Source organism: Streptomyces sp. NBC_01296, from assembly GCF_035984415.1.
Lineage (GTDB): Bacteria > Actinomycetota > Actinomycetes > Streptomycetales > Streptomycetaceae > Streptomyces.
The window spans coordinates 8084815-8105614 of record NZ_CP130720.1 but is presented as its reverse complement, the minus strand read 5'-3'; the positions used below and the strand labels follow the sequence as shown (position 1 = coordinate 8105614).

The 20800-nt window shown below is 73.9% G+C and carries 13 protein-coding genes; all 13 read right to left on the bottom strand.

All coding sequences use genetic code 11. From position 1 onward, the window contains the following. Window position 1: 1 nt before the first annotated feature. The 13 genes from OG299_RS36860 to OG299_RS36800 are packed head-to-tail and all read right to left on the bottom strand — an operon-like array spanning window position 2 to window position 20624. The gene (locus tag OG299_RS36860; RefSeq protein ID WP_327363922.1) at window positions 2–2074 is read right to left on the bottom strand and encodes a dynamin family protein; all 2073 of its coding nucleotides are present in this window, start codon (window positions 2072–2074) and stop codon (window positions 2–4) included. Further along, window positions 2074–3852, bottom strand: coding sequence for a dynamin family protein (locus tag OG299_RS36855; RefSeq protein ID WP_327363921.1), 1779 nt, complete (start codon window positions 3850–3852; stop codon window positions 2074–2076). Before OG299_RS36855 ends, OG299_RS36860 begins: the two co-directional genes overlap by 1 nt. Window positions 3853–3872: 20 nt before the next feature. Continuing rightward, window positions 3873–4982, bottom strand: coding sequence for a histidinol-phosphate transaminase (hisC, locus tag OG299_RS36850; protein WP_327363920.1), 1110 nt, complete (start codon window positions 4980–4982; stop codon window positions 3873–3875). Window positions 4983–5037: 55 nt separating this feature from the next. Beyond that, window positions 5038–6318, bottom strand: a complete 1281-nt coding sequence (locus tag OG299_RS36845; RefSeq protein WP_327363919.1) for an ATP-grasp domain-containing protein — start codon at window positions 6316–6318, stop codon at window positions 5038–5040. A gap of 34 nt (window positions 6319–6352) precedes the next feature. Then, window positions 6353–7192 (bottom strand): TauD/TfdA dioxygenase family protein, encoded by an 840-nt coding sequence (locus OG299_RS36840; protein WP_266632829.1) that lies wholly within the window; start codon window positions 7190–7192, stop codon window positions 6353–6355. After that, complete coding sequence (locus OG299_RS36835; protein WP_327363918.1) at window positions 7174–8403, bottom strand: MFS transporter; 1230 nt, start codon at window positions 8401–8403, stop codon at window positions 7174–7176. Before OG299_RS36835 ends, OG299_RS36840 begins: the two co-directional genes overlap by 19 nt. Next, window positions 8400–9806: an FAD-binding oxidoreductase gene (locus tag OG299_RS36830; RefSeq protein WP_327363917.1), complete on the bottom strand. Its 1407-nt coding sequence runs from the start codon at window positions 9804–9806 to the stop codon at window positions 8400–8402. The genes OG299_RS36835 and OG299_RS36830 overlap by 4 nt, the downstream gene beginning before the upstream one ends. Next, window positions 9803–10036, bottom strand: a complete 234-nt coding sequence (locus OG299_RS36825; RefSeq protein WP_327363916.1) for a ferredoxin — start codon at window positions 10034–10036, stop codon at window positions 9803–9805. The genes OG299_RS36830 and OG299_RS36825 overlap by 4 nt, the downstream gene beginning before the upstream one ends. A 45-nt stretch (window positions 10037–10081) precedes the next feature. Further along, window positions 10082–11284 carry a cytochrome P450 gene (locus OG299_RS36820; RefSeq protein WP_327363915.1) on the bottom strand — a complete coding sequence of 401 codons (1203 nt, stop codon included), beginning with the start codon at window positions 11282–11284 and terminating at the stop codon, window positions 10082–10084. Next, window positions 11277–17516: a non-ribosomal peptide synthetase gene (locus OG299_RS36815; protein WP_327363914.1), complete on the bottom strand. Its 6240-nt coding sequence runs from the start codon at window positions 17514–17516 to the stop codon at window positions 11277–11279. The genes OG299_RS36820 and OG299_RS36815 overlap by 8 nt, the downstream gene beginning before the upstream one ends. After that, window positions 17513–18022, bottom strand: coding sequence for a nuclear transport factor 2 family protein (locus OG299_RS36810; protein WP_327363913.1), 510 nt, complete (start codon window positions 18020–18022; stop codon window positions 17513–17515). The genes OG299_RS36815 and OG299_RS36810 overlap by 4 nt, the downstream gene beginning before the upstream one ends. Beyond that, a complete protein-coding gene (locus OG299_RS36805) occupies window positions 18019–18444 on the bottom strand; it encodes a nuclear transport factor 2 family protein (RefSeq protein WP_266632817.1) in 426 nt (141 codons plus the stop codon). The genes OG299_RS36810 and OG299_RS36805 overlap by 4 nt, the downstream gene beginning before the upstream one ends. Continuing rightward, on the bottom strand, window positions 18441–20624 hold the full coding sequence (locus tag OG299_RS36800; RefSeq protein WP_327363912.1) for an aminotransferase class III-fold pyridoxal phosphate-dependent enzyme: 2184 nt from the start codon (window positions 20622–20624) through the stop codon (window positions 18441–18443). The genes OG299_RS36805 and OG299_RS36800 overlap by 4 nt, the downstream gene beginning before the upstream one ends. Window positions 20625–20800 lie beyond the last annotated feature (176 nt).

The window sequence follows — 20800 nt, the reverse complement described above, 5'->3', positions numbered from 1 at the left end:
ACTACGCCTGATCGGGCTCCGCCTCGGAGACGAACGGCTGCAGGAAGGCCGCGATGTGCTGCTCCACATCGGTGATCCGCTGCTCGTACGCGTAGAGCTGGTCCCGCATGCCCGCCTTGGCCTGCTCGTCCAGCCGGGACTCGTCGATGTTGCGCTGGACGATGCCGATGAGGTCCTGGAGCTGGATGTGGAGCGTTTCGCTGATCCCGCCCCAGACGGCGCGCAGGTCGGCGGCGCGGCTGTCCGCGTACTGGAGGGCGGTCAGGCCTGCCGAGTCCTTCACGTGGTCGGAGAACTCCTCGGCCGCGCGCGACTGCAGCTTGCCGTTGGCGAAGATGACCGCCCCCGAGGCCAGCAGCGGTCCGATGGCCGCACCGATGGCCACCGCCACGCCGACCGGTGGAAGGGCCAGACTGATCAGGCCGGCCGCTGCGGCGGCGGCCGTTCCGCCGACCACCGTCGCACCGGTGCCCGCGCCGATCGCCATGAGCGAGCTGGGGCGGAACAGCAGCGGCACGTCGTCGCGGTGGCGGCGCCCGTCGCGCCCGTGGCCCTTCCCCGCCGCGATGGCGAGCGTGTAGAGCAGATCGTTCTGGTCGCGGATCGACTGCGTGTTGCCGGTGAGTTCCGCGCGGAGCTTGTCGAGGAGGGTCGCGTGCGCCCTGATCAGCGGTTCGAGCTGGCGCACCAGATCGGCCTGCCGCTGCTCGATGAGCTGGTCCAGATCCTGGGCGCAGAAGACCTGCATGCGTTCCTGGAGCCGGACGGTGTACGCGTCCATCAGCTCGTGCTGGGCGGCGACGCGGCCGCCCTTGGTGAAGGACCGGACGGCTCGGCTCAGGCGTCCGGGACCGCTCGTGACGTGCCAGTCGGCGATCTCGCGGCTGATGTCGATCAGGAACGCGCTGAACTTCAGCTGCAGTTCGTTCTCGATGTCGAGGATCTTGCCGCCGACGATGTCGCGGATCGCGTCGGCGCTGGCCCGCAGTTGGTCCTGGGTGGACTGGCTGCGGTCGAGGAGCTCCCGCAGCTCCGCCGTCGACTTCATCAGGATCGCGCCCTCGTCGTGCAACCGCACTCGCAGGTTGACGGCGTTGTGGCGCAGGAACTCGGCGAGACGGACGAACTTCACCCGGGCCGCGTCGCGCATGCAGAAGACCTCGAGGGCGGACTCCAGCCGCCCGATCCCCGATGCCTTCAGGCCTTCCGCGTCGCCGTCGATCCGCGACCGCAGGGCCTGGAGGGCGCTGATGAAGAAGACGTTGGCAGCGGCGGTGGAACCGGATCCCCCGCTGAGCTCGGCGACCGCGTTGCGGCAGCGGCTCATCACCTCCGCCCGTTCCTCCTCCTCGATCCGGTCGAACTGGTTCACGACGAAGAAGATGTCGCGGTGCCCGAGCTTGCGGACCCGGGTGAGGTAGTTCTCGGTCTCGTGGAGGGTGAACGGCCGTCCCGCGTCGGTGACGAACACGACGGCGTCCACCTCCTCCAGGTACCGCAGGGTCACCAGCTCGCGGTCGGAACTCTCGTTGATCCCGGCCGAATCCACGATCTCGACGGACCGGCGCAGCAGCTCCAGCGGCTGTTCGACGACGGCCAGCGCGAACGAGGGGGTGCGGGGCGCGCCGTACGCGTCGATCTGGAGGGAGACCTCCCGCTTGAACTCCTCCGTCGTGACGGCCGTCTCGACGCCCTGCCGGTCCGCGTCCCGGTACAGCCAGGCCCGCTCGGTCTCGCCCCAGCGCAGGACGGTGGTGAAGGCGGTGGCCGGATTGGCCTTGGTGGGCAGCAGCCGCTTTCCCAGCAAGGCGTTGATCAGGGTGCTCTTGCCGCTGCTGAACTCGCCGAGCACCATGATGCGGAAGGTCTCGCGCTCGAAGACCGCCCCGTTGATCCCGAGGTCCAGTGCCGCGCCCGCGCCGCCGGGCGGGGCGATGACCGCCGCGGCCTCGCCGGCCACGCGCTGCAGGCGCTGGTAGTACGAGCGCAGTGTTCCGATGTTGTCGCTCCAGCCGCGGAACTGCACGGCCGGTGATTCCTGGCCGGCCGGTAACTGCCGGTTCTCGTGCGCCATCAGGTCCCTTCCAGGGGAGAGAGGTGGGCCTGCACGGAGCGGCTCAGCGACCGCGCCGTGCTCTGCAGTGAACGCCAGTGGTCGAGGGACTCCGGCTGCGCGGCGACGGCTGTGGTGTGCAGCCGCCACCACTGCTCGTCACGGTCCCGCGCCTGGCTCAGCAGGCGGTCGTACACCTGCCCGATGCGTGCCTCGGTCCGCGCCACCTGCTCCGTGAAGGCCGCCTCGACGATCCGTTCCAGGTCGCCTATGGCGCGCTCACGGCGCTCGGCCTGGCCGTGTTCGAGCGCTTCCGTGACCAGCGCCGTACCGGCCGCTCCCGCGATCTGCGCCACGACCTCCGTCGAGACGGGAGCCAGCACGCTCTCGATGGCGGTGCCGACGAACTCCGGCAGCCACGAGGCGTCCCAACCGGTGGCGTTCTGCGACTCCGCGGCGGCGGCCGCATCGGCGACACCGGGCAGGGCCGCGGCCGGTACGACCCGCCCGGCACCGGGGGCGGCCAGTCCCTGGAACAGTTCCTCGCCAGGCCTGTTGCGGAGCAGGATGCCGCGCAGTCGGCGGGTGTCCTCTTCGAGCACCCGGTCGACTGCCTGGGTGATCCACGATTCGAACTGCTGCAGGGCCTCGGCGGTGTACGGGATCGCGTGGAGGCGGATGAAGTGCTGTTCCTCCGCCGTCTCCAGCATCCGGGAGAAGCGCGCGGCGAGTTCGCGTGCTGCGGCGGCACGGCGCCTGCGCGCCTCGGCGGCGATCGTCTGGACGAGGGAGGCGCGCCATTCCCCCGCGTCGGCGCTGAGCACGATCCAGTGGAAGCGTGCGCTCTCGTGGGCCGTGTGCCAGATCTGTGCGGCCCGCGTTCTGACGGGGTCGGTCCGGTGCACGTCCGTGAGCGCCCGCGCGGCGGCCTCTTCGACCAGGCCGCAGGTGGCCGCGAGGAGGTGCAGCCTGCGGATGGTGCGCAGCGCGCGGCGCAGCCGGATGCCGGCCAGCTGGCCCAGGGCCGCGCGGAGCGGGGCGACGCCGTCGGGTTCCCCGGCCCCCTGCGGCGCGCCGTTCCCGGGGACCGGTCCGGGCAGCACCAGAGCCTCCGGGGCCAGGACCGAGACGAGGTGGTTGACGCGCCGCAGGATGTCGGCCGCCTCGTCCTCGACCTCGGCGAGCTTCGTGACGACGACGGCGAGCGGGGGGCTGTGCGGAGCGGCGGCCAGTGCCTTGATCCGGGCCTGTTCGGTGGCGAGCATCGCGCGGCGCGCCTCGGTGACGACGACCACCACGTCGCAGTCGCCGACGATCCTGGCGAGGGCTGCGGTGTCGGGCTGCCGCACTCCGGACCAGCCCTCCCAGCCGGGGGTGTCGACGATTTCCACTCCGGCACGGGCGGGCCAGGACCCGGAGGGCACCTCGACGCGCACGGTACGCAGGCCGGCCGGGCCGGGGTGCTCGGGTCCGGCCTCCTCAGAGGTCCGGGGAGCCCCGGATTCGGCGGACTCGGCGGACTCGGCGATGTACGGGCGCACGACGACCGGCGGTCCGTCCGTCGGGTGCACGGACACCGGCAGGCAGACCGTGCCGATCAGCTCGTTGACGAGGCGGGACTTGCCGACGTTGCTGCCGCCGATGACGCAGATCCGGGCCCGCGGGGACTGGGCTCGGCGGGCCGTGCGGCGGATCAGCGAGGCGGCGGAGTCCGCTCCGGCCCGGTCCGCGAGCAGGGCCACCTGTTCGGCGAGTTCACCCTGCAGCAGCTCCCGTTCGTGCTCCCCCGTACCGACCACAGCGCCGCCACCCCACCCCGTCAGGACCTCCCCGGCGCGACCATGATGTCAACGGATGCCGCCGGGCGCCGCCCGTTCGGCGGGAAGGCCTGGGCAGCCGCGCAGAGGAAGGCGTCGTTCTCCTCCGGTAGGCCGACGGTGACGCGGATGCCGTCCCCGGGGAAGGCCCGGACCAGAACGCCGTGGCGGGCGCAGAAATCGGCGAATTCCGTGGCCCGTTCGCCCACGGGGAGCCAGAGGAAGTTGGCCTGGGACGGGGGTACCGGGTATCCGGCTTCCAGGAGGCGGGTGTGCAGCCGGTCCCGTTCCCGGACCACGGCTGCGCAGCGGGCCCGTACTTCCGCGGGGTGGTCGAGTGCGGCGAGGGCGGCCGCCTGGGCGAGGCGGCTGACCGCGAAGGGGACGGCCACCTTGTGCAGTGCGGACACCACGGCCGGCGGCGCCACGCAGTACCCGATACGGACTCCGGCCAGCCCGTACGCCTTGGAGAAGGTGCGCAGCACGGCCACGTTCCGCCGCGCGCGGGAGAGCGCGATGCCGTCCGGTACGTCGGGGTCGGTGACGAACTCCCGGTAGGCCTCGTCCAGTACGACCAGGACGCGGTCGGGCAGCCGCTCCAGGAAGTCGTGCAGTTCGCGGCTGCGGACCACCGTCCCGGTGGGGTTGTTGGGGTTGCACACGAAGACGACCCGGGTGGCCGGGGTGACCGCGTCGAGCATCGCCCCGAGATCGTGGCGGTGTTCCGCGTCGAGGGGGACGGTACGGACACGGACCCCGGCGGCCCGGGCGAAGGCCGGGTAGGCGTCGAAGGACCGCCAGGCGCACAGGACTTCGTCCCCCGGGCCGCAAGCGGCCTGGATCAGGTCGCGGCAGAGGCTGACCGATCCGCAGCCGACGCCGATCCACGGCTCGGGCACGGCGAGGTCCGCTGCCAGCCGGCTCACGAGGGTGTCGGAGAACCACTGGGGGTAGCGGTGGCCTTCGACGGCGGCGCGGGCGATGGCCGCGACCACCGAGGGCGGGGGCGGCAACGGCCCTTCGTTGGAGTTGAGCAGGACGGCGTCGGGTGCCGTTGCGGGGATGTTGTAGTCGGGGATGGCGGCCAGGTCGGCGCGGATCGGAACACCCATGGGGCTCCTCGGGGTCGCAGGGTCGGGTGGTGGCGGGGTCACGGCCGAGTCGGCGTCACTGCGGGGCGAGGCGGAACACGTCGTCCGCCAGTCGCCGGATCCGGGCGTGGTCGGCGAGGAGTTCCTCGGGGGTGTCGCCGGTCAGGAAGACGCGCAGCGGGCTGGACAGCAGATCGGTGGTGGGCCGCATCCGGTCGCCGGGGGCCAGCCGGGGTACGGCCAGGTGCACGGTGTCCAGTGCGGTGATGCGCGCCAGGGCTGCTTCGTCGACTGCCTCGACCACGCCGCTGCGGGCGGTCTGCACGTGCATGACCATCCCCTCGCGGTGTTTGCGGTACATGGTGTCGCCGGGGTACCTCCGCGCGTACTCCTCGGGCCGCACGCAGGCCAGCGCGAGCAGATCGGCCTGGTTGCCGTCGAGGCAGGAGTCGTGGTGGCCCGGGTCCATGAGGCCGTCGAGGCGAGCGCCGACCTCCACCAGGGCAGGCCCGGCCGTGGTCATCATGATCTCCGCGTGCGCTGCTCCGAACCGGATGTCCAGGGCGTCGAGCACGGTGTCCAGATAGGCGACGAGGGGGGCGACGGGCGGGGCGCCGGGGTCGAGCAGGACGTCCTTGTCGTAGACCGGCCGGGATCCGATGAGGGTCTTCTCGTAGCGCCAGACGCCGCAGACGCGCCGTCCGCCGTCCGGGCCCCTGACGATGTCCACGATGTATTCGGCGCCGTCGAGGAAGGACTGTACGAGGACTTCGGTGTTGTGCCGGCCGAAGATGTCGTGGCTGCCGAGGACTTCGGTGACTGCGGCGCGGGCCTCGTCCGGGCCACGGCAGACGGAGACCTTGTCGGTGGAGGCGGAACTGAGCGGTTTGACGACGACCGGATAGCCGGTGGTGCGGGCCCAGGCGAGCACCTCATCCGGGTCGGACGACTTGAGCTGGTCGGCGCAGCGGATGCCGGCGGCGCGCAGGGCCTCGATCATGCGGTACTTGTCGCGGCGCAGGGCGGAGGTGGCGGAGGGGTTGCCGGGCAGGCCGAGGAGTTCGGCCATGCGGTCGGCCGGCGGGACGCCGGTCTCCTGGCCGGGCAGCACGCCGCACGGCCCGTAGGCGGCCAGTTCCTTGGCGGTGCGGCCGGGGTCCGCCGCGTCCTGGACCACATTCGCCCGGTACGGCCGCAGGTCGGGCGGCGGTACGGAGTCCAGGAACGCGGGTGTGCTCTGGAGGTGGACGACGTCGGCCCCGAGCCGCCGGAAGGCGGCGGGCAGGTACTTGCCGACCGAGTATCCGTCGACGATCACGCCGACGGGGGTGCGGTGGACGGTGGAGGGCACGGGCATCGCGAGTCCCTTTCTCAGGTGTGGCCCGGTCGTGTCACGCAGCGGCGACGCTGACCCGGTGGACGGTCCGGGAGACGCCGGGCGGCAGGTCGGTGGCCACGTGGTAGGTCGTCGCGGTCTTCCACAGCAGCAGGTCGTGCGGGGTCCATTGGTGGGTGTACGTGTGGTCGGGATCGGCCAGGAGGGTGTCGACGAGGTCGAAGAACTCCTCGTTCCGGTTGGCGTCGAGCCCGGTGACCCGGTCCGTGTAGGCACGGGCCGCATACAGGAAGCGGCGGCCCGTGTGCGGATCGCGGCGCACGACGGGGTGTTCCACGGCCGGGTACTGGCGGGCGACCAGGGCGCGCACCTCGGCGATCGAGAGGCCCACGTGCTCGGGGGCGATGCGCTGCTGCTTGGTGAGGGTGTGCACGGCGACGCGGCCCTCGAGGAGCGTCTGCCATTCCCGGGGCAGCCGGTCGTACACGTCGGCGGCGCTCGCGAACACGGTGTGGCCGCAGTCCTGCGGCACGTTGACGCCGTGCAGCACGGTGTAGGCGGAGGGGTCGGCGTCGAACGAGGAGTCCTGGTGCCAGAAGTGGCCGACCCGCTCGATCCCGACCGGACGGCCGGCCCTGCGCTCGTTGGACGAGACGAGGATCTCGGCGAAATCGGGGTGGCGCCAGTCGGCCAGCAGGAAGGGGACGGGACGGCCCAGGCGGGCGGCCAGCTCGATCTGCTGCTCGGGGGTGAGGTCGATACCGCGCACGACGACCAGGTCGCGCCGGTGCAGGGAGTCCCGGAGGTCCTCGAACACCTCCGGGCGGCTCAGTTCGGCGTGGGTGAGCCCGGTGTATTCGACGCCGATGAAGGGGGTCAGGTCGCGCTGGTGCACAGTTCCTCCTTGTGCCAGGTGTACGGGTGGGTGCGGGCGGCGAGCAGCAGCAGGCAGGCGGCGCAGACCGCCGCTCCGGCCGCGGCCCAGGGCGTTCCCGGGTGACCGGGACCGGAGAGGTGCAGGGCGAGCTGCGGGGCCGTGATGAAGGCCAGGTTGACGCCGCCGGAGAACAGGCTCATGTTGCGGTCGGCCCCGGGACCGGAGAGACGGCTCACGTAGTCGAGCAGTCCGGGGAAGACGACGATTTCCCCGGCCGTCCACACGAGGGTGGCGAGCACCAGCTCCGGGCCGGTGTCGGCCAGGGCCATGAGCAGGAACCCCGCGCCGGCCAGCGCGTACCCGGTGAGCAGGGTGGGCAGGTCGCCGACCCGTGCCATCCGGACGTTGAGCGGGACCTCGAACAGGACGATCCCGAGGGCGTTGACGGTGAAGACGATGCCGGCCCAGTAGCCGGGCAGGCCGAGGCCGACGATGACGTACGTGCCGGCGAAGACCGACGGCAGTGCGTACGCCAGCTGGACGGGCAGCGAGAGGCCGAACACGGCCCAGAACCGGGTGCGTTCGGGCAGCGACGGCCGCTCTCGTACAGGGTGGTGCACGGCCTGCCGGCCCCCGGCCGATGCCGGACGACGCCGGATGCCGTCGCGGCGGGCGTGCAGGTGGGCGGCGGCGGCCAGGACGCACAGGGCGTTGGCCCAGAACACGGCGTACGGGTCGATCGCGAACAGCAGGGCTCCGAGTACGGGTCCGGCGGCCATGCCGACGTTGATGGCGAGGCGGTAGCAGGAGAAGGCGACCTTGCGCTCCGCCGGCGCGGACCCGGCGATGGTCGCCGCGTATGCCGCGGGGGTGACGATCTCGTACGCGAATCCCCACACCAGCACTCCGGCGGCGAGCGCGGGCAGGCCGTGCAGCAGCGGCACCACCGCGAGCACGGCGGCGCCCAGCAGGAAGCCGGCCTGCATCAGGGTGTGCGGGTGCATCCGCCCGAGCAGCCGGCCGGCGGCCAGGTCGGCGGCGAGTGCGCCGACCCCGAACCCGGTGACGGTCAGCCCCGCGGCGGCCGCGTCCAGTCCTCCGTTCAGCAGCAGGTGCGGGGCGAGGAAGGGGTAGGCCATGGTGCCGGTGCGGAAGATCAGCGTGGTGAAGAACAGCGTCCGCAAGGGGGCTGCGAGCCCGGCCACGGTCCGCCAGCTCTCGGTGATCACGGTGTGTCCGGGGCGCCCGCGTGCGGGACGAGCATGCCGCCGGGGTTGAACAGGCCGGCCGGGTCGAGCGCGGACTTGACGGCCCGGTGGACGCGCAGGCCGACCGGGCCCAGTTCCCGCTCGAGCCAGTCCTGTTTGAGCTTTCCGACCCCGTGCTCGCCGGTGATGGTTCCGCCGAGGGCCAGGGCCAGGGCCAGGATCTCGTCGAACGCCACGCGGGCGCGGGCGTACTCGTCGGTGCCCGCGCGGTCGTAGAGGACGGTGGGGTGCATGTTGCCGTCGCCCGCGTGGCCCACCACCGCGACCGTCAGCCCGGCGTCCTCCCCGATCCTGGCGCAGCCGTCGATGAGTTCGGCGATCCGGGTACGGGGCACCGCCACGTCCTCGGTCATGCAGGCGCCCCTGGCCTCCAGGGCGGTGAGGCTGACCCTGCGGGCGCGGAGCAGCAGCGCGCCCTCGGCCGGGTCCTGGGTGGCGTGCGTGTACGCCGCGCCGGCCTGCCGGAAGAGCCGTTCCATCCGGTCGAGTTCGGCCTCGGCGGCCGGTCCGCCCGCATCGGACTGGCACAGCAGCAGGGCCCGGTCCCCGTGGCCGGCGAGGTCGGTGCCGAGGTAGGCGGAGGACGCGCGGAGCGAGGTCGCGTCCATGATCTCCATGAGGGAGGGCACGAGGCCGGCCCGTACGATCCGGTTGACGCTGTCGCCGGCCTTGGTCACGGAGTCGAACGCCGCGATGACGGTGCCGGGCGCCGCCGGCAGCGGCCGCAGGGCCAGGGTGGCCCGGGTGATGACGCCGAGGGTGCCCTCGCTGCCGACGAGGAGGCGCGTGAGGTCGTAGCCGGCCACCCCCTTGACGGTGCGGCGGCCGGTGCGCAGCAGGGAGCCGTCGGCGAGGACCGCCTCCAGGCCCAGGACGTAGTCGCCGGTGACCCCGTACTTGCCGCAGCACAGGCCGCCTGCGTTGGTCGCCAGGTTGCCGCCGAGGGTGCACGTGTCGAGGCTGGACGGGTCGGGCGGGTAGTACAGGCCGCGGGCGGCGGCGGCCGTCTTCAGGTCCTGGTTGACCACTCCGGGCTCGACGACCGCGAGGCGGTTGTCCGCGTCGAGTTCGAGGATCCGGTTCATCCGGGTGGTGACCATGACGACGCAGCCTTCGAGGGCGTTGGCGGCGCCGGTCAGTCCGGTGCCGGCTCCCCGCGGCACGATCGGGACGCCCGCCGCCGCGCAGGCGCGTACGCAGGCCTGGACCTGGTCGGTCGCCTCGGGCAGGACGACGGCGAGCGGCCGGCCGTACGGGACGAGCGGCATCATGTCGTGGGCGTAGCCGGCCGTGGCGTCGGGATCGGTGAGCAGGCCGCCACGGCCCACCGCGGCGCGCAGGGCGGCCAGCAGGGCGGCGCTCATGCCACCGGCCCGGTGTCGGCCCCGGCCTCGGCCCCGGCCTCGGCGACCAGGATCGCCTGGGCGGGGCACAGGTCCGCGGCCTCGTGGACGGCGCCGACGAGGGCCTCGGCCGGATCGGGGTCCAGCAGCAGGACGACGCCGTCGGCTTCGTCCTGGTCGAAGACCTCGGGGGCGGACAGTACGCAGTGGCCGGCGCCGACGCAGCGGTCGGGTTCGAGGGTGATCTTCATCGGGGCGGGTCGGCTCCTTCGGGGCGGGGTCGGGTGGCGTGGGTCTCACCAGGTCACGGGCAGCGCGTGGACTCCGTAGACGGCCATGTCGGACTTGAAGCGGATCTCCTCGACGGGCACGGTGGTGCGCAGCGTCGGAATCCGCCGGGCCACGGCCGCGTAGACCTCCTGGAGCTCCACCCGGGCCAGCGACTGGCCCATGCACTGGTGGGGCCCGTACCCGAAGGCGAGGTGCCCGTGCGCGCGGGCCGCGGGGTCGAACTCCTCCCCGGCGGAGAAGCGTTCGGGGTCCCTGTTGGCGACGTTGATCGCGGCGACCACGCCCTCCCCCGCCCGGACCGGGTGGCCGCCGACCTCGGTGTCCTCGCGTGCGATACGGCGGATGCCGCGCTGGACGACGGTGAGGTGGCGGAGCATCTCCTCGACGGTGGCGGCGAGCAGCACGGGGTCGTCGTCCGCGCCGAGGGCGGCGAAGTGCCGGGGGTGCCGCAGCAGGGTCAGCACGCCCAGGGAGATCATGTTGGCGGTGGTGTCATGGCCCGCGGTGAGCAACAGCAGCCCCATTGCAGCCAGTTGGCGGCGATCCATGGAACCGTCGGCGAGGTGCCGGGCGGCCATCCGGCTCAGGAAGTCGTCCTGCGGGCGCTGTTCGCGGGCGGCCACGAGGTCCTCCAGGTAGTCCTGGAGGGCCTGGCGGGCGGCGGCGGCGCTCTCGGTGCTGCCCGCGACGAGGTTCATGGTGTGCGTCAGGCTGCGGAAGAGCTCGCGGTCCTCGAAGGGCACCCCGAGGAACTCGCAGATGACGGTGAGCGCGACGGGCAGCGCCAGGTCCGCCACCAGGTCGGCCTCGGTGCCCCGGAGCATCCGGTCGAGGCGGTCCTCGACCACGGCGCGTACGGCGGGGCGCCATCGTTCGGCCCGCTTGACGGTGAACTCACCGAGCACCAGGCGCCGCACGGCGTCGTGCTCCGGGTTGTCCATCACGAGCAGGGTGGGTTCGACCGCGGTCTCGGCCAGGGCGACGGCGCTGGAGAGCGGGTAGCCGGGGCGGCTCTTGTCCGCGCTGAACCGCGGGTCGGACAGGACCGTGCGGGCGTCCTCGAAGCGGGTGAACAGCCAGGGCCGCACCCCGTTCCAGAGGGTCACCCGGGGCACCTCGCCCGCATCGCGGACGGCGGTGACCTCCCGGGGCGGCGCGAACGGGCACTGCCGGTCCATGGGGTAGTGCAGTGCGGTCGGGTCAGTCATCGCGGGTGCTCCGGTCGAGGTTCTCCCACCAGCGGCCGACCAGGGCGTCGTCCAGGGCGGGCGGGGTGATGCCGAGGGTGCGCAGGGCGGCGAGGGTGGCGTCGTTGCGGTGCTCGAGGCGGCCGGCAGCCGGATCGTCCCCGAGGTCCCTCAGGTGCTCGCGGTAGGCGAGCGCCGGCAGGGTGGCTTCGGCGGCGGGTCCGGCCTCGGCCTCCGCCTCGGCCAGCCGGCGCAGCCAGGTGGCGAGGCCGATCGCAGCGGTGGTCCGGCCGGTGCGCCGGTCGTGTACGGCGAGCAGCCCGCTCAGCGGGGTCCGCCGGGGGTGGTGCAGGTGGTGGACGGCGCCCGGTCGGCCGTCGGCGAGCGCCAGGGCCACCACGGCGCGGGCCATGGTGTCCACGGGCAGCGCGTCGGTGGCCAGCCGCGGGTCGTCGGGATGGCAGCCGAGGGCTGCGGAGGTGACCAGCAGGCGGCTGAGGAAGTCGTCCGCGCTGACGGCGCCCGTCGTGCTCCCGCCGGCCCGCCCGAGCCGGTAGATCCGCGCGTCGGCGCCCCGGTCGAGGGCCTGGGCGACGAGCTGTTCGGCGGCCCATTTGCCGGCGGCGTAGCCGCGGCCGCGCGGATGCCGTTCGCCGGCCGTCGAGGTGGCCTCGGTGACGGTGCGCGGCCGTGCGCCCGGCGGGCCGTCCCGGAACACCCCGAGCGTGGAGACGTGGTGGAACCGGGCCGGCCTGCCCTCTGCGGCGATCCGCAGCAGTTCAGCGGTGCCGCGGACGTTGGCGGCCTCCAGGTGGTGGAAGCCGGACAGGTGGTGGACCTCGGCTCCGAGGTGGAGGACGGCCGCCGCGCGGCGGACCACCGCTTCCCACTCCGTGCCGGCCAGCCCCAGGCCGGGCAGGGCCAGGTCTCCGGGCACGGCGACGATGCGCGGGTCGGCCGCATCGGGTCGGAGCCCGTGCCGGCGCAGCGCCCCGGCCAGCCGTCGGCGGGCGGCCTCGGCGTCCGTGGCCCGGACCAGGCACAGGACCGGGCCCGAGGTCCGGTCCAACAGCTCTGCCAGTACGTGGGAACCGACGAACCCGGTCGCTCCCGTGAGCAGGACGGCATCGTGCGGGGCCGCTGCTGCGGGCCGGCCGGTGAAGACGACGGCCGGGTCGAGCCGTGCATCGTCCGGGCCCACGGCAGCCGCAGCCGCCGCCCCGGCCCCGTCCAGGCGGCGGGCGACGGCGCGTACGGTCGGCGCGGCGAGGAAGTCGGACACGGGGAGGCGTATCCCGTACTCCCCCTCGATGCGCCCCAGGAGCCGGACGACCCGCAGGGAGTGCCCGCCCGAGGCGAAGAAGTCCTCGTCCGGGGAGCCCGGCGGGCCGTCGAGGACCTCCTCCCACAGGGCGAGCAGCCGCCGCTCGGTCTCGTTCGCCGGTCCGTCCGCAGCGCCGCCGGCCGGCGGGTGCCTGCGGCGGTGGCCGGCCAGCTGTGCGGCGAGCGCAGGGCGGTCGGCCTTGCCGTGGCTGCCGGTCGGGATGGCGGGCACCGCCACGGCCAGGCGCGGGACCATGTGGCCGGGCAGCAGCCGGGCCAGGTGGGCGCGGGCCCCCTGCGGTGTGGCGTGCCCGACGTAGCCGACGGCGAGCTCGGCGTCGGCCCCCGTGCCGAGGAGGACCGCGACGGCCTCCCGGACCCCGGGGTGTTCGCAGAGCGCGGCCTCGATCTCGCCGAGTTCGATGCGGAAGCCCCGGAGCTTGATCTGGTGGTCGAGGCGGCCGAGGTAGTCGATGCTCCCGTCGGGCAGCCGGCGTACCCGGTCCCCGGTGCGGTAGCAGCGCCCGGCCGGGCCGAGCGCGGGATGGGTGGTGAACAGCCGGCCGGTCTGTTCGGGATCGTTCCAGTAGCCGTCGCCGAGTCCTGCACCGGAGAGCCACAGTTCGCCCGGCACCCCGGTGGCGCAGAGCCGTCCGTGGCGGTCCACGACGTGTGCGGCCGTGCCGGGCAGCGCGGTTCCCACCGGCACCCGGGCCCGTCCGTCGCCGGGCTGCGCCTGGTGCGTCGTGGCGAGGACGGCGGCTTCGGTGGGTCCGTAGCCGTTGACGACGACCCGGTCCCGGGCGAAGTGGCAGGTGTCGTGGACGTCCGCGGGCTCACCGGCGACGAGCAGCACCCGTACGCCGGCCAGGTCGGGGCGGTCCAGGGCGCGCAGCAGCGAGGGGACCGTCACCATGACGGTCACCCCGGCGGTGGCGAGGGTGCGGTGGAGGGCCGCGCGGTCGGTGCGGGTGGCGTCGTCCGCGTACACCAGGGTGGCGCCGGAGACGAGCGGCATGAACTGCTCGAAGGCGGCCACGTCGAAGCCGGGCGAGGTCAGCTGGAGCCAGACGTCGTCCTCGGTGAAGGGATGGCGGGCGAGGCAGCCGAGGAGGGTGTTGACGACCGCGCGGTGCGGGACGGCCACGCCGCGGGGACGGCCGGTGCTGCCGGAGGTGTAGATGACGTAGGCCGGAGCACCGGGATCACCGGGCACGGTGCGGACGCCGGTCTCTTCGCCGGGGGCGGTGAGGTCCTCGATGTCCAGGACCGGTGGGCCGGGGCTCCGGTCCGGTCCGGGGCGCAGCAGCGCGTCCGAGGTCTCCTTGGCGCAGACCAGCGCGCCGGCTTCGGAGTCCTCGATGCAGTGGCGCAGCCGCTCCGCGGGGTACGCGGGGTCGAGGGGGACGTAGGCGGCGCCCGCCTTGAGTACGCCGAGGAGGGCCGTGACGAGCCGGGGGGAACGCTCCAGGCATACGGCGACGCGGTCGCCGGGCCGGATGCCGTGGGCGGTGAGGCGGGTGGCCACGGTGTCGGAGAGGCGGTCGAGTTCGTCGTAGGTGAGGCTGGTGTCGGCGCCGGTCACGGCGGTCTTGTGGGGCCGGGCCGCGGCTTGCCGGCCTATGAGTGCGGGCAGGGTGGTGTCCGTGCCGTCGGGAGCCGGTTCCGGTGCGCGGCTGAGCCGCTCGTACTCCCCCGGCTCCAGCAGCGTCACGTTGCGCAGGTGCGGGTCGCCGTCCGCCAAGCGGTCGAGTACGGCGGCCAGCTGGCCGGCCAGCCGCTGCGCGGTGGCGCGGCCGTACAGGTCGGTGCTGAACTCGACCTCCAGGTCGAGACCGTCACCGGCCTCCTGGAAGGTGAAGGCGAGTTCGAAGGTGGCGCCGGTACGGTCTGCGGCCGCCCACGGCGTTGCCTGCGTTCCGCGCAGGTCCAGCGAACGCGCTTGGCGCTGCTGGTAGTTGACGACGGCCTGGAAGGGGACGGCCGCGCGCGCGGCGGTGGCCGGCGCCAGTTCCCGCGCCACCGTCTGGAAGGGCACGTCCTGGTGGCGCAAGGAGAGGGTGCAGGCCGTGCGGATGCGGTGCAGCAGGGTCCCGACGGTGGTGTCGGCGTCGGCCTCGATGCGTACGGGCAGCAGGTTCACGAAGCAGCCGATGAGGTCCTGTGTCCCGGCCCGGTCCCGGCCGGCGGCGAGGGTGCCCAGGGTCAAGGTGTCGCGTTCGGCGTGCGCGGCGAGAACGGTGTACACGCCGGCCAGGCAGAGCATGTACGGGCTGACGCCGTGCCGCCGGGCGGCCTCCGTCTGCCGGGCGCGCTGCCCGGGGCCGATCCGCAGGCGTACCCGGTCGCCGGTTCCGCTGAGGACGGCCGGCCGGGGGCGGTCGGTGACGAGGTCGAGCGTCGCCGCCCCGCCGTCCAGTGCGCCCTGCCAGAACTCCGTTGCGGCGGTGAGGTGTTCGGGGCGGGGTGTCAGGGACCGGCGCAGGTGGTCGGGGTAGGTCGGGCGCAGGGGCGGCAGGGCTTCGTCCGGGTCCGCGTACAGGGCGGAGAGCTCGGCGAGGAAGAGATCCAGGGACCAGTCGTCGGCGATGGCGTGGTGGACGGCGAAGTGGACCAGGGTGCGGTGGTGGCCGAGGCTGAGCACCAGGGTGCGCAGGAGCCGTGTGCCCTCCGCCTCCGGGCCGGCCGCCATGTGCTCGGCGACCAGGGTCCGGGCGCGGCTGTCGCGGTCTTCGGCGGGGGTGGCGGTGAGGTCGATGTGGCGCAGGGCGGCGCCGGGGTCGGCGGTGAGGCTCTGCTGCCAGCCGTCGGCTGCACGCCGGACGACGGTCCGCAGGGCGGTCTGCCGCTCCCCCAGCCGGCTCAGCGCGGTGCGCAGCCGCGGGAGGTGCAGCGGTCCCCGGACCAGGTGGCCGCGTCCGATGACGTAGCGTCCTGCGTTTCCGGCGGCCTCCTGTTCGAACCAGATCCCCTGCTGGCCGGCCGACAACGGCAGCCACGCGGTGTCCCCGGACGGGGGTGTCTCCTGCTCGGGGGCGCTGGCTGCGGCGGCGTCCGGGGCGCAGGCGGCGGCGGTCGCCGCGCGGGCCGCCAGAGCCCGGATCGTCGGGGCCCCGAAGAAGTCGGCGATGGTGAGGGCGATGCCGTGGTCGCGTTCCAGCCGGGCCAGGATCGCCATGGCGGACAGTGAGTCGCCGCCGGCGGCGAAGAAGTCGGTGTCCGGGCCGATGCTCCGGCCGAGGACGGCCTCCCAGTGCCCGGTGAGGTCCAGCGCGCGCCCGTCCAGCGCGCGCCCGTCCACCAGGCGCGGATCGGCGGCGGGGGCATCCGCGCCGGCCGGACCGGCGCCGGGTCCGGCGGCGCCGTCGGCCGCGCCGCCGCCGGCGACCGCCCGGTCGGCCCGTGCGGCGAGCAGTCGGCGGTCCGGTTTGCCGTTGGCGGTGGCCGGGATCTCCGGAAGGACCGTGACGGTGGCCGGAACCGCCGGGGCCGGCAGGATCCGGGCGGCATGGGCCGTGAGGGCGGCGTGGTCGTCACCCGCGAACGCGGCGCCGGGTGCGAGTACCACGTAGGCCGCCAGCCGCCGGGAAACGACGGCGCCGTACGGAACGGCGACCGCCGCACGCACCGCGGGGTGGGCGAGCAACGCCCGTTCCGTCTCGGCGGGTTCGACCCGGTGACCGCGGATCTTGACCTGGTCGTCGAAGCGGCCGAGGAAGGCGAGCGATCCGTCGGGGAGCAGCCGGACCCGGTCCCCCGTGAGGTAGGCGGTACGGTCGGGCCGGCCGGGTTCGGGGATGAACCGCTCGGCGGTCTGCTGCGGCCGGCCGCGGTAGCCGCGGGCCACGCCGGGCCCGCCGATGCAGAGTTCCCCCTCCTCACCGGGCGCGGCCGGGGTGCGGTCGGGGCGCAGGACATGGGCGGTGGCTCCGGCGAAGGGGTGGCCGATCGGTACGTCCCGCCAGCCGCTGTCCCAGCCGTCGGGCCCGTCCAGCACCTGCCAGCAGGCGTAGACGGTGGTCTCCGTGGGCCCGTAGCCGTTGACGATGCGGCAGCCGGGCAGCGCGCGCAGCGCGGTCCGTACGGCGTTCGCGTCGGCCCGGTCGCCGCCGGAGACGCACAGCCGCAGCCCGCGCAGGTCGGCCGTGATGTGTTCCATCGCCAGCCGGAACAGCGGCGCGGCCAGCCGCAGTACGGTCACCCCGTGCCGGGCGCACTCCCGGCCGATGTCGTGCACGCCCGGCCGGTCGGCTTGCGGCAGCACGAGCCGGGCGCCGTTGAGCAGGGCCCCCCAGATCTCGAAGACGGAGGGGTCCACGTGGAGCGGGGCGAGCTGCAGGACGACGTCGTCGGGCCCGAGCCCGGCCTCGGGGGCGTGCGCCAGCGCGAGGACCGAACGGTCCTCGACCTGGACCCCCTTGGGCGTGCCGGTGCTGCCCGAGGTGTGGATCACGTAGGCGAGGGAGTCCGGTCCCCGGCGGGGGGCGGCCTCGGGCAGGGTGGACGGCGGCGCCTCGCCGGGCTGCGGCGCGTCCTCCTCGATGGGCAGGACGGCGACCCCGGGCGGCAGCACGTCCCGCAGCCGGGTGAGGTCGTGCGCGGCGGCGAACACCGTACGGACCCGGCTGTCCTCGACGAGGGCGCGGATGCGGTCGTCGGGCGCCTCGGGGTCGATGGGCAGGTAGGCGCCCCCGGCCAGCACCACGGCGAGCACGGTGGCGATCGTGCCGGGCGAGCGCCGGGCGCAGATCCCGACGGGCTCGTCGGGCGTCAGGCCGCCGGCGAGCCGGCCTGCGGCCGCGGCGGCCCTGGCGGCCAGTTCGCCGTAGCCGATCCGCAGGTCGCCCTGGACCAGGGCGGTGCGGTGCGGGTGGGCTCGGGCGACGGCGGTGAAGGCGGCGCCCAGGGTGGTGACGGCGGGAGCGTTCACGACGCCGCAGTCACCTCCCGGCGGTCGCGCCGCAGGGCGTCGACGACGCTGGCGGTGTCGTAGAGGTCGAGGTAGCGGGAGATGAGCCCGTCGCGGACGGTGAAGACGTTCATCCACTGGGCCTCGTAGTGCGCGTCGTTGGCCAGCACCCGGGTGCGGCTCACGCCGAGCACCACGACCCGGTCCCCGGCGTCGAGGTAGTCGTAGGCGTCGCACTCCTGTACCTGGATCAGCTCGCGGACGATGGCGAAGAAGTTCCGGAATCCTTCGACGCCGCGGTAGACGCCGGCCCAGGGCAGCGCGGCGGGGCCGTGGTAGACCCATTCGAAGTCGGGTGCGAGCAGCGGCTCGATGTCGGCGAGCCGGCCTGCGGCCGCGGCGGCCCTGGCGGCCAGTTCGCCGTAGCCGATCCGCAGGTCGCCCTGGACCAGGGCGGTGCGGTGCGGGTGGGCTCGGGCGACGGCGGTGAAGGCGGCGCCCAGGGTGGTGACGGCGGGAGCGTTCACGACGCCGCAGTCACCTCCCGGCGGTCGCGCCGCAGGGCGTCGACGACGCTGGCGGTGTCGTAGAGGTCGAGGTAGCGGGAGATGAGCCCGTCGCGGACGGTGAAGACGTTCATCCACTGGGCCTCGTAGTGCGCGTCGTTGGCCAGCACCCGGGTGCGGCTCACGCCGAGCACCACGACCCGGTCCCCGGCGTCGAGGTAGTCGTAGGCGTCGCACTCCTGTACCTGGATCAGCTCGCGGACGATGGCGAAGAAGTTCCGGAATCCTTCGACGCCGCGGTAGACGCCGGCCCAGGGCAGCGCGGCGGGGCCGTGGTAGACCCATTCGAAGTCGGGTGCGAGCAGCGGCTCGATGTCGGCGAGCCGGCCCTCTTCGAAGAGCCGGAAGAAGCGGCGGACCACTTCGACGCTCTGCGTGCTCATGTCGTGCTCCTGGGGTTCGTGGACGTACGGGAAAGGGCCCGGGACAGGCGCTGGCCGAGCCGGAAGAGGGCGGCGTGCGCGAGGAGGCGTACCGGTCCGGTGCGCGAAAGCCTGCGGGCGCCGCGCATCACGTGGCGGATCTCCCGCTCGGTGGCGGTCAGCGGCAGCAGGAAGACGTCGTAGACGACGAAGGCGCGGGCGCGGATGATCCACCACAGGATCAGCGCGTACGTCATCCGCTCGCCCTCGGGCGCGAGGTACCGGCCGAGCACGCCCGGAACCCGGGGCTGCAGCCGGCCCAGCAGCCCTTCCGCGAAGCGGCGGCCGACGACGCCCCGCGGGCCGGTGTCCAACTCGGCGAGCCCGCAGCGCACGATGTCCGAGAGGCGTCGGACGCGCTCGGGCAGTCCCAGCGCATCGACCTGGGCGATGGCCTGGAGGGCGAAATGTGCGCCCAGTCCGTGGGCGTGGTGCGTGCGCAGTTCCTCGACCAGCTGCGGGTTGGTCCGGCGGGCCGCGTCGTGGACCTCCTGGGAGACGAGGGCCGCGCCGGTGGGGAAGCAGCCGTAGCTCAGGGCCTTGGACAGGCTCATCAGGTCGACGGAGGGAAGCCGGCCGTGGTGGGCGAAACGGGTGCCGCAGCGGTAGTAGGACGTCAGGACCTCGTCCACTCCGACGAGGTAGCCGTGTTCGCTCCGGCCCTCGGTGACGGCGTCGAGGAGCGGTGCGGGGATCGGGCCGTAGGCGTCGGAGCTGCCGTGGACCAGCTCGATCCACACGAGTCCGACGTCGCCGCCGGCGGCTTCCTTGCGGAACTCCTCCACGGCGTGCGGGGTGAACGGGTCGATGTACCGGATGTCTTCGTAGAGCGGGCCGAAGGGCGCGCGGGTGCGCTCGGCGGCGGTGGCCAGCAGCGAGACGAGGGTTTTGCCCCCGTAGTTGTGTTTGAAGACGACGATGCGCCGCTGCCGGGGGCGGGCGAGCCGGGCGAGGGTGATGGCGCTCTCGACCGCCGACGCTCCGCTGACGGCGGGGAAGGCGCAGGGCAGCCCGGTCTCCCGGGCCAGGACCCGTTCCAGCTCGCGGACGTGGTCGCGGGCCGGGTCGTGGCCGCGTACGACGTCGGTCAGCGCGTCGGACGGGTTGTGGCCGGCCACGCCGAGCCCGGCTCCGCAGAGCCCGTCGACCAGGTCCAGTTCGCGGCCGGAGTCGAGGCGGACGGTGAGCCTGGAGCCCTTGGCGCGGACGACGTTCAACGCGCCGTGCAGTTTGCGCTGCATGCGGACCGCCATGGGGTTCACGTGGCGGGCGTACAGGTCGAGGGTCGCCTGGCGGTCGGCGGCGGCCGCGGCGAGTTCCCGGTGCACCGGGGCCGTTCCGTCGAAGCGGGGCAGGAGCCGGGCGATGACGGCCCGCATGGCGACGCCGTTGCCGCCGTAGGTGTTGGAGTGCAGGAAGCCGGTTTGCGGGGTGCTCCAGGGGGCGAACATGTCGTGGCTGCCGGTGAAGGCGCCGAAGGGGACCTCGCGGCCGGTGAGGGACTCGCCGAGGACGACCAGGTCGGGGCGCAGGGCGGTGACGGCCGGGTCGGCCGGGCGGTCTGGCGCGATGTCGCTGAGGTCCACGACGATACGGGCCCCGGTCGCCCGGGCCCGGGCGGCCAGTTCGGTGACGGCGGCCAGGGCGCTCGCGTCGAGCCGCTCGGGGGCGCGTACGAGGAGCCCGCACACGGGCGTGCCGTCCAGCGCCGCCCGCAGCTCGGCCGTGGTGGCGTGGGCGATGACACCGGGGACGAGGGCACGCTCGGGCCCTTCGCCGAGCGGGTCGCAGCGGCGGGCGAGGGTGCCGTCGGGGTCGAGGACGAGGACGCGGCCGCGATGGGTGGCGGCCGAAGCCGCCGCGCGGTGGCGCAGCAGCTTGACGGCGCCGTGCAGTGCCTCGTAGCGGGAGTTGGCGAAGAAGCTGCGGTAGCGGGTGCCGGTCGCCAGGCCGCCGAGTTCGCGGACGAACTCGCTGATGAGCAGGCCGGCTTGGGCGGCTTCGGTGGTCACGAACCAGGACGGCATCGCGAACACGGGCCGCTCGTCCGCGATGAGGCCGGCCAGGATGCCGAGGGTCTGCGGGCCGGCCGGGCGCAGGTGCGGCTCGGTGCCGGGTACGGCGTGGGGGTTCGGGTGCATGTGCCGTCTCGCTCGTGGGAGTGGCCCCGGCGGCAGGGTGTTCCGCGGGGTGCCGGAAGGCGAGGTCGTCTCTTTCGGACCTCTCAGCGGTGGCTGGGGGGAGCGGGGTCCGAAAGAGACGGCTCGGGGGCGGGCGGCGGGAGGCGCGCTGTCAGGTACGTTCTCCCGCCGCCCGC

Coding starts and splice junctions, on each gene's coding strand:
- OG299_RS36830 (WP_327363917.1), bottom strand. CDS start 9,806: ATGAGCGCCGCCCTGCTGGCCGCCCTGCGCGCCGCGGTGGGCCGTGGC.
- OG299_RS36800 (WP_327363912.1), bottom strand. CDS start 20,624: ATGCACCCGAACCCCCACGCCGTACCCGGCACCGAGCCGCACCTGCGC.
- OG299_RS36825 (WP_327363916.1), bottom strand. CDS start 10,036: ATGAAGATCACCCTCGAACCCGACCGCTGCGTCGGCGCCGGCCACTGC.
- hisC (WP_327363920.1), bottom strand. CDS start 4,982: ATGGGTGTTCCGATCCGCGCCGACCTGGCCGCCATCCCCGACTACAAC.
- OG299_RS36820 (WP_327363915.1), bottom strand. CDS start 11,284: ATGACTGACCCGACCGCACTGCACTACCCCATGGACCGGCAGTGCCCG.
- OG299_RS36860 (WP_327363922.1), bottom strand. CDS start 2,074: ATGGCGCACGAGAACCGGCAGTTACCGGCCGGCCAGGAATCACCGGCC.
- OG299_RS36845 (WP_327363919.1), bottom strand. CDS start 6,318: ATGCCCGTGCCCTCCACCGTCCACCGCACCCCCGTCGGCGTGATCGTC.
- OG299_RS36805 (WP_266632817.1), bottom strand. CDS start 18,444: ATGAGCACGCAGAGCGTCGAAGTGGTCCGCCGCTTCTTCCGGCTCTTC.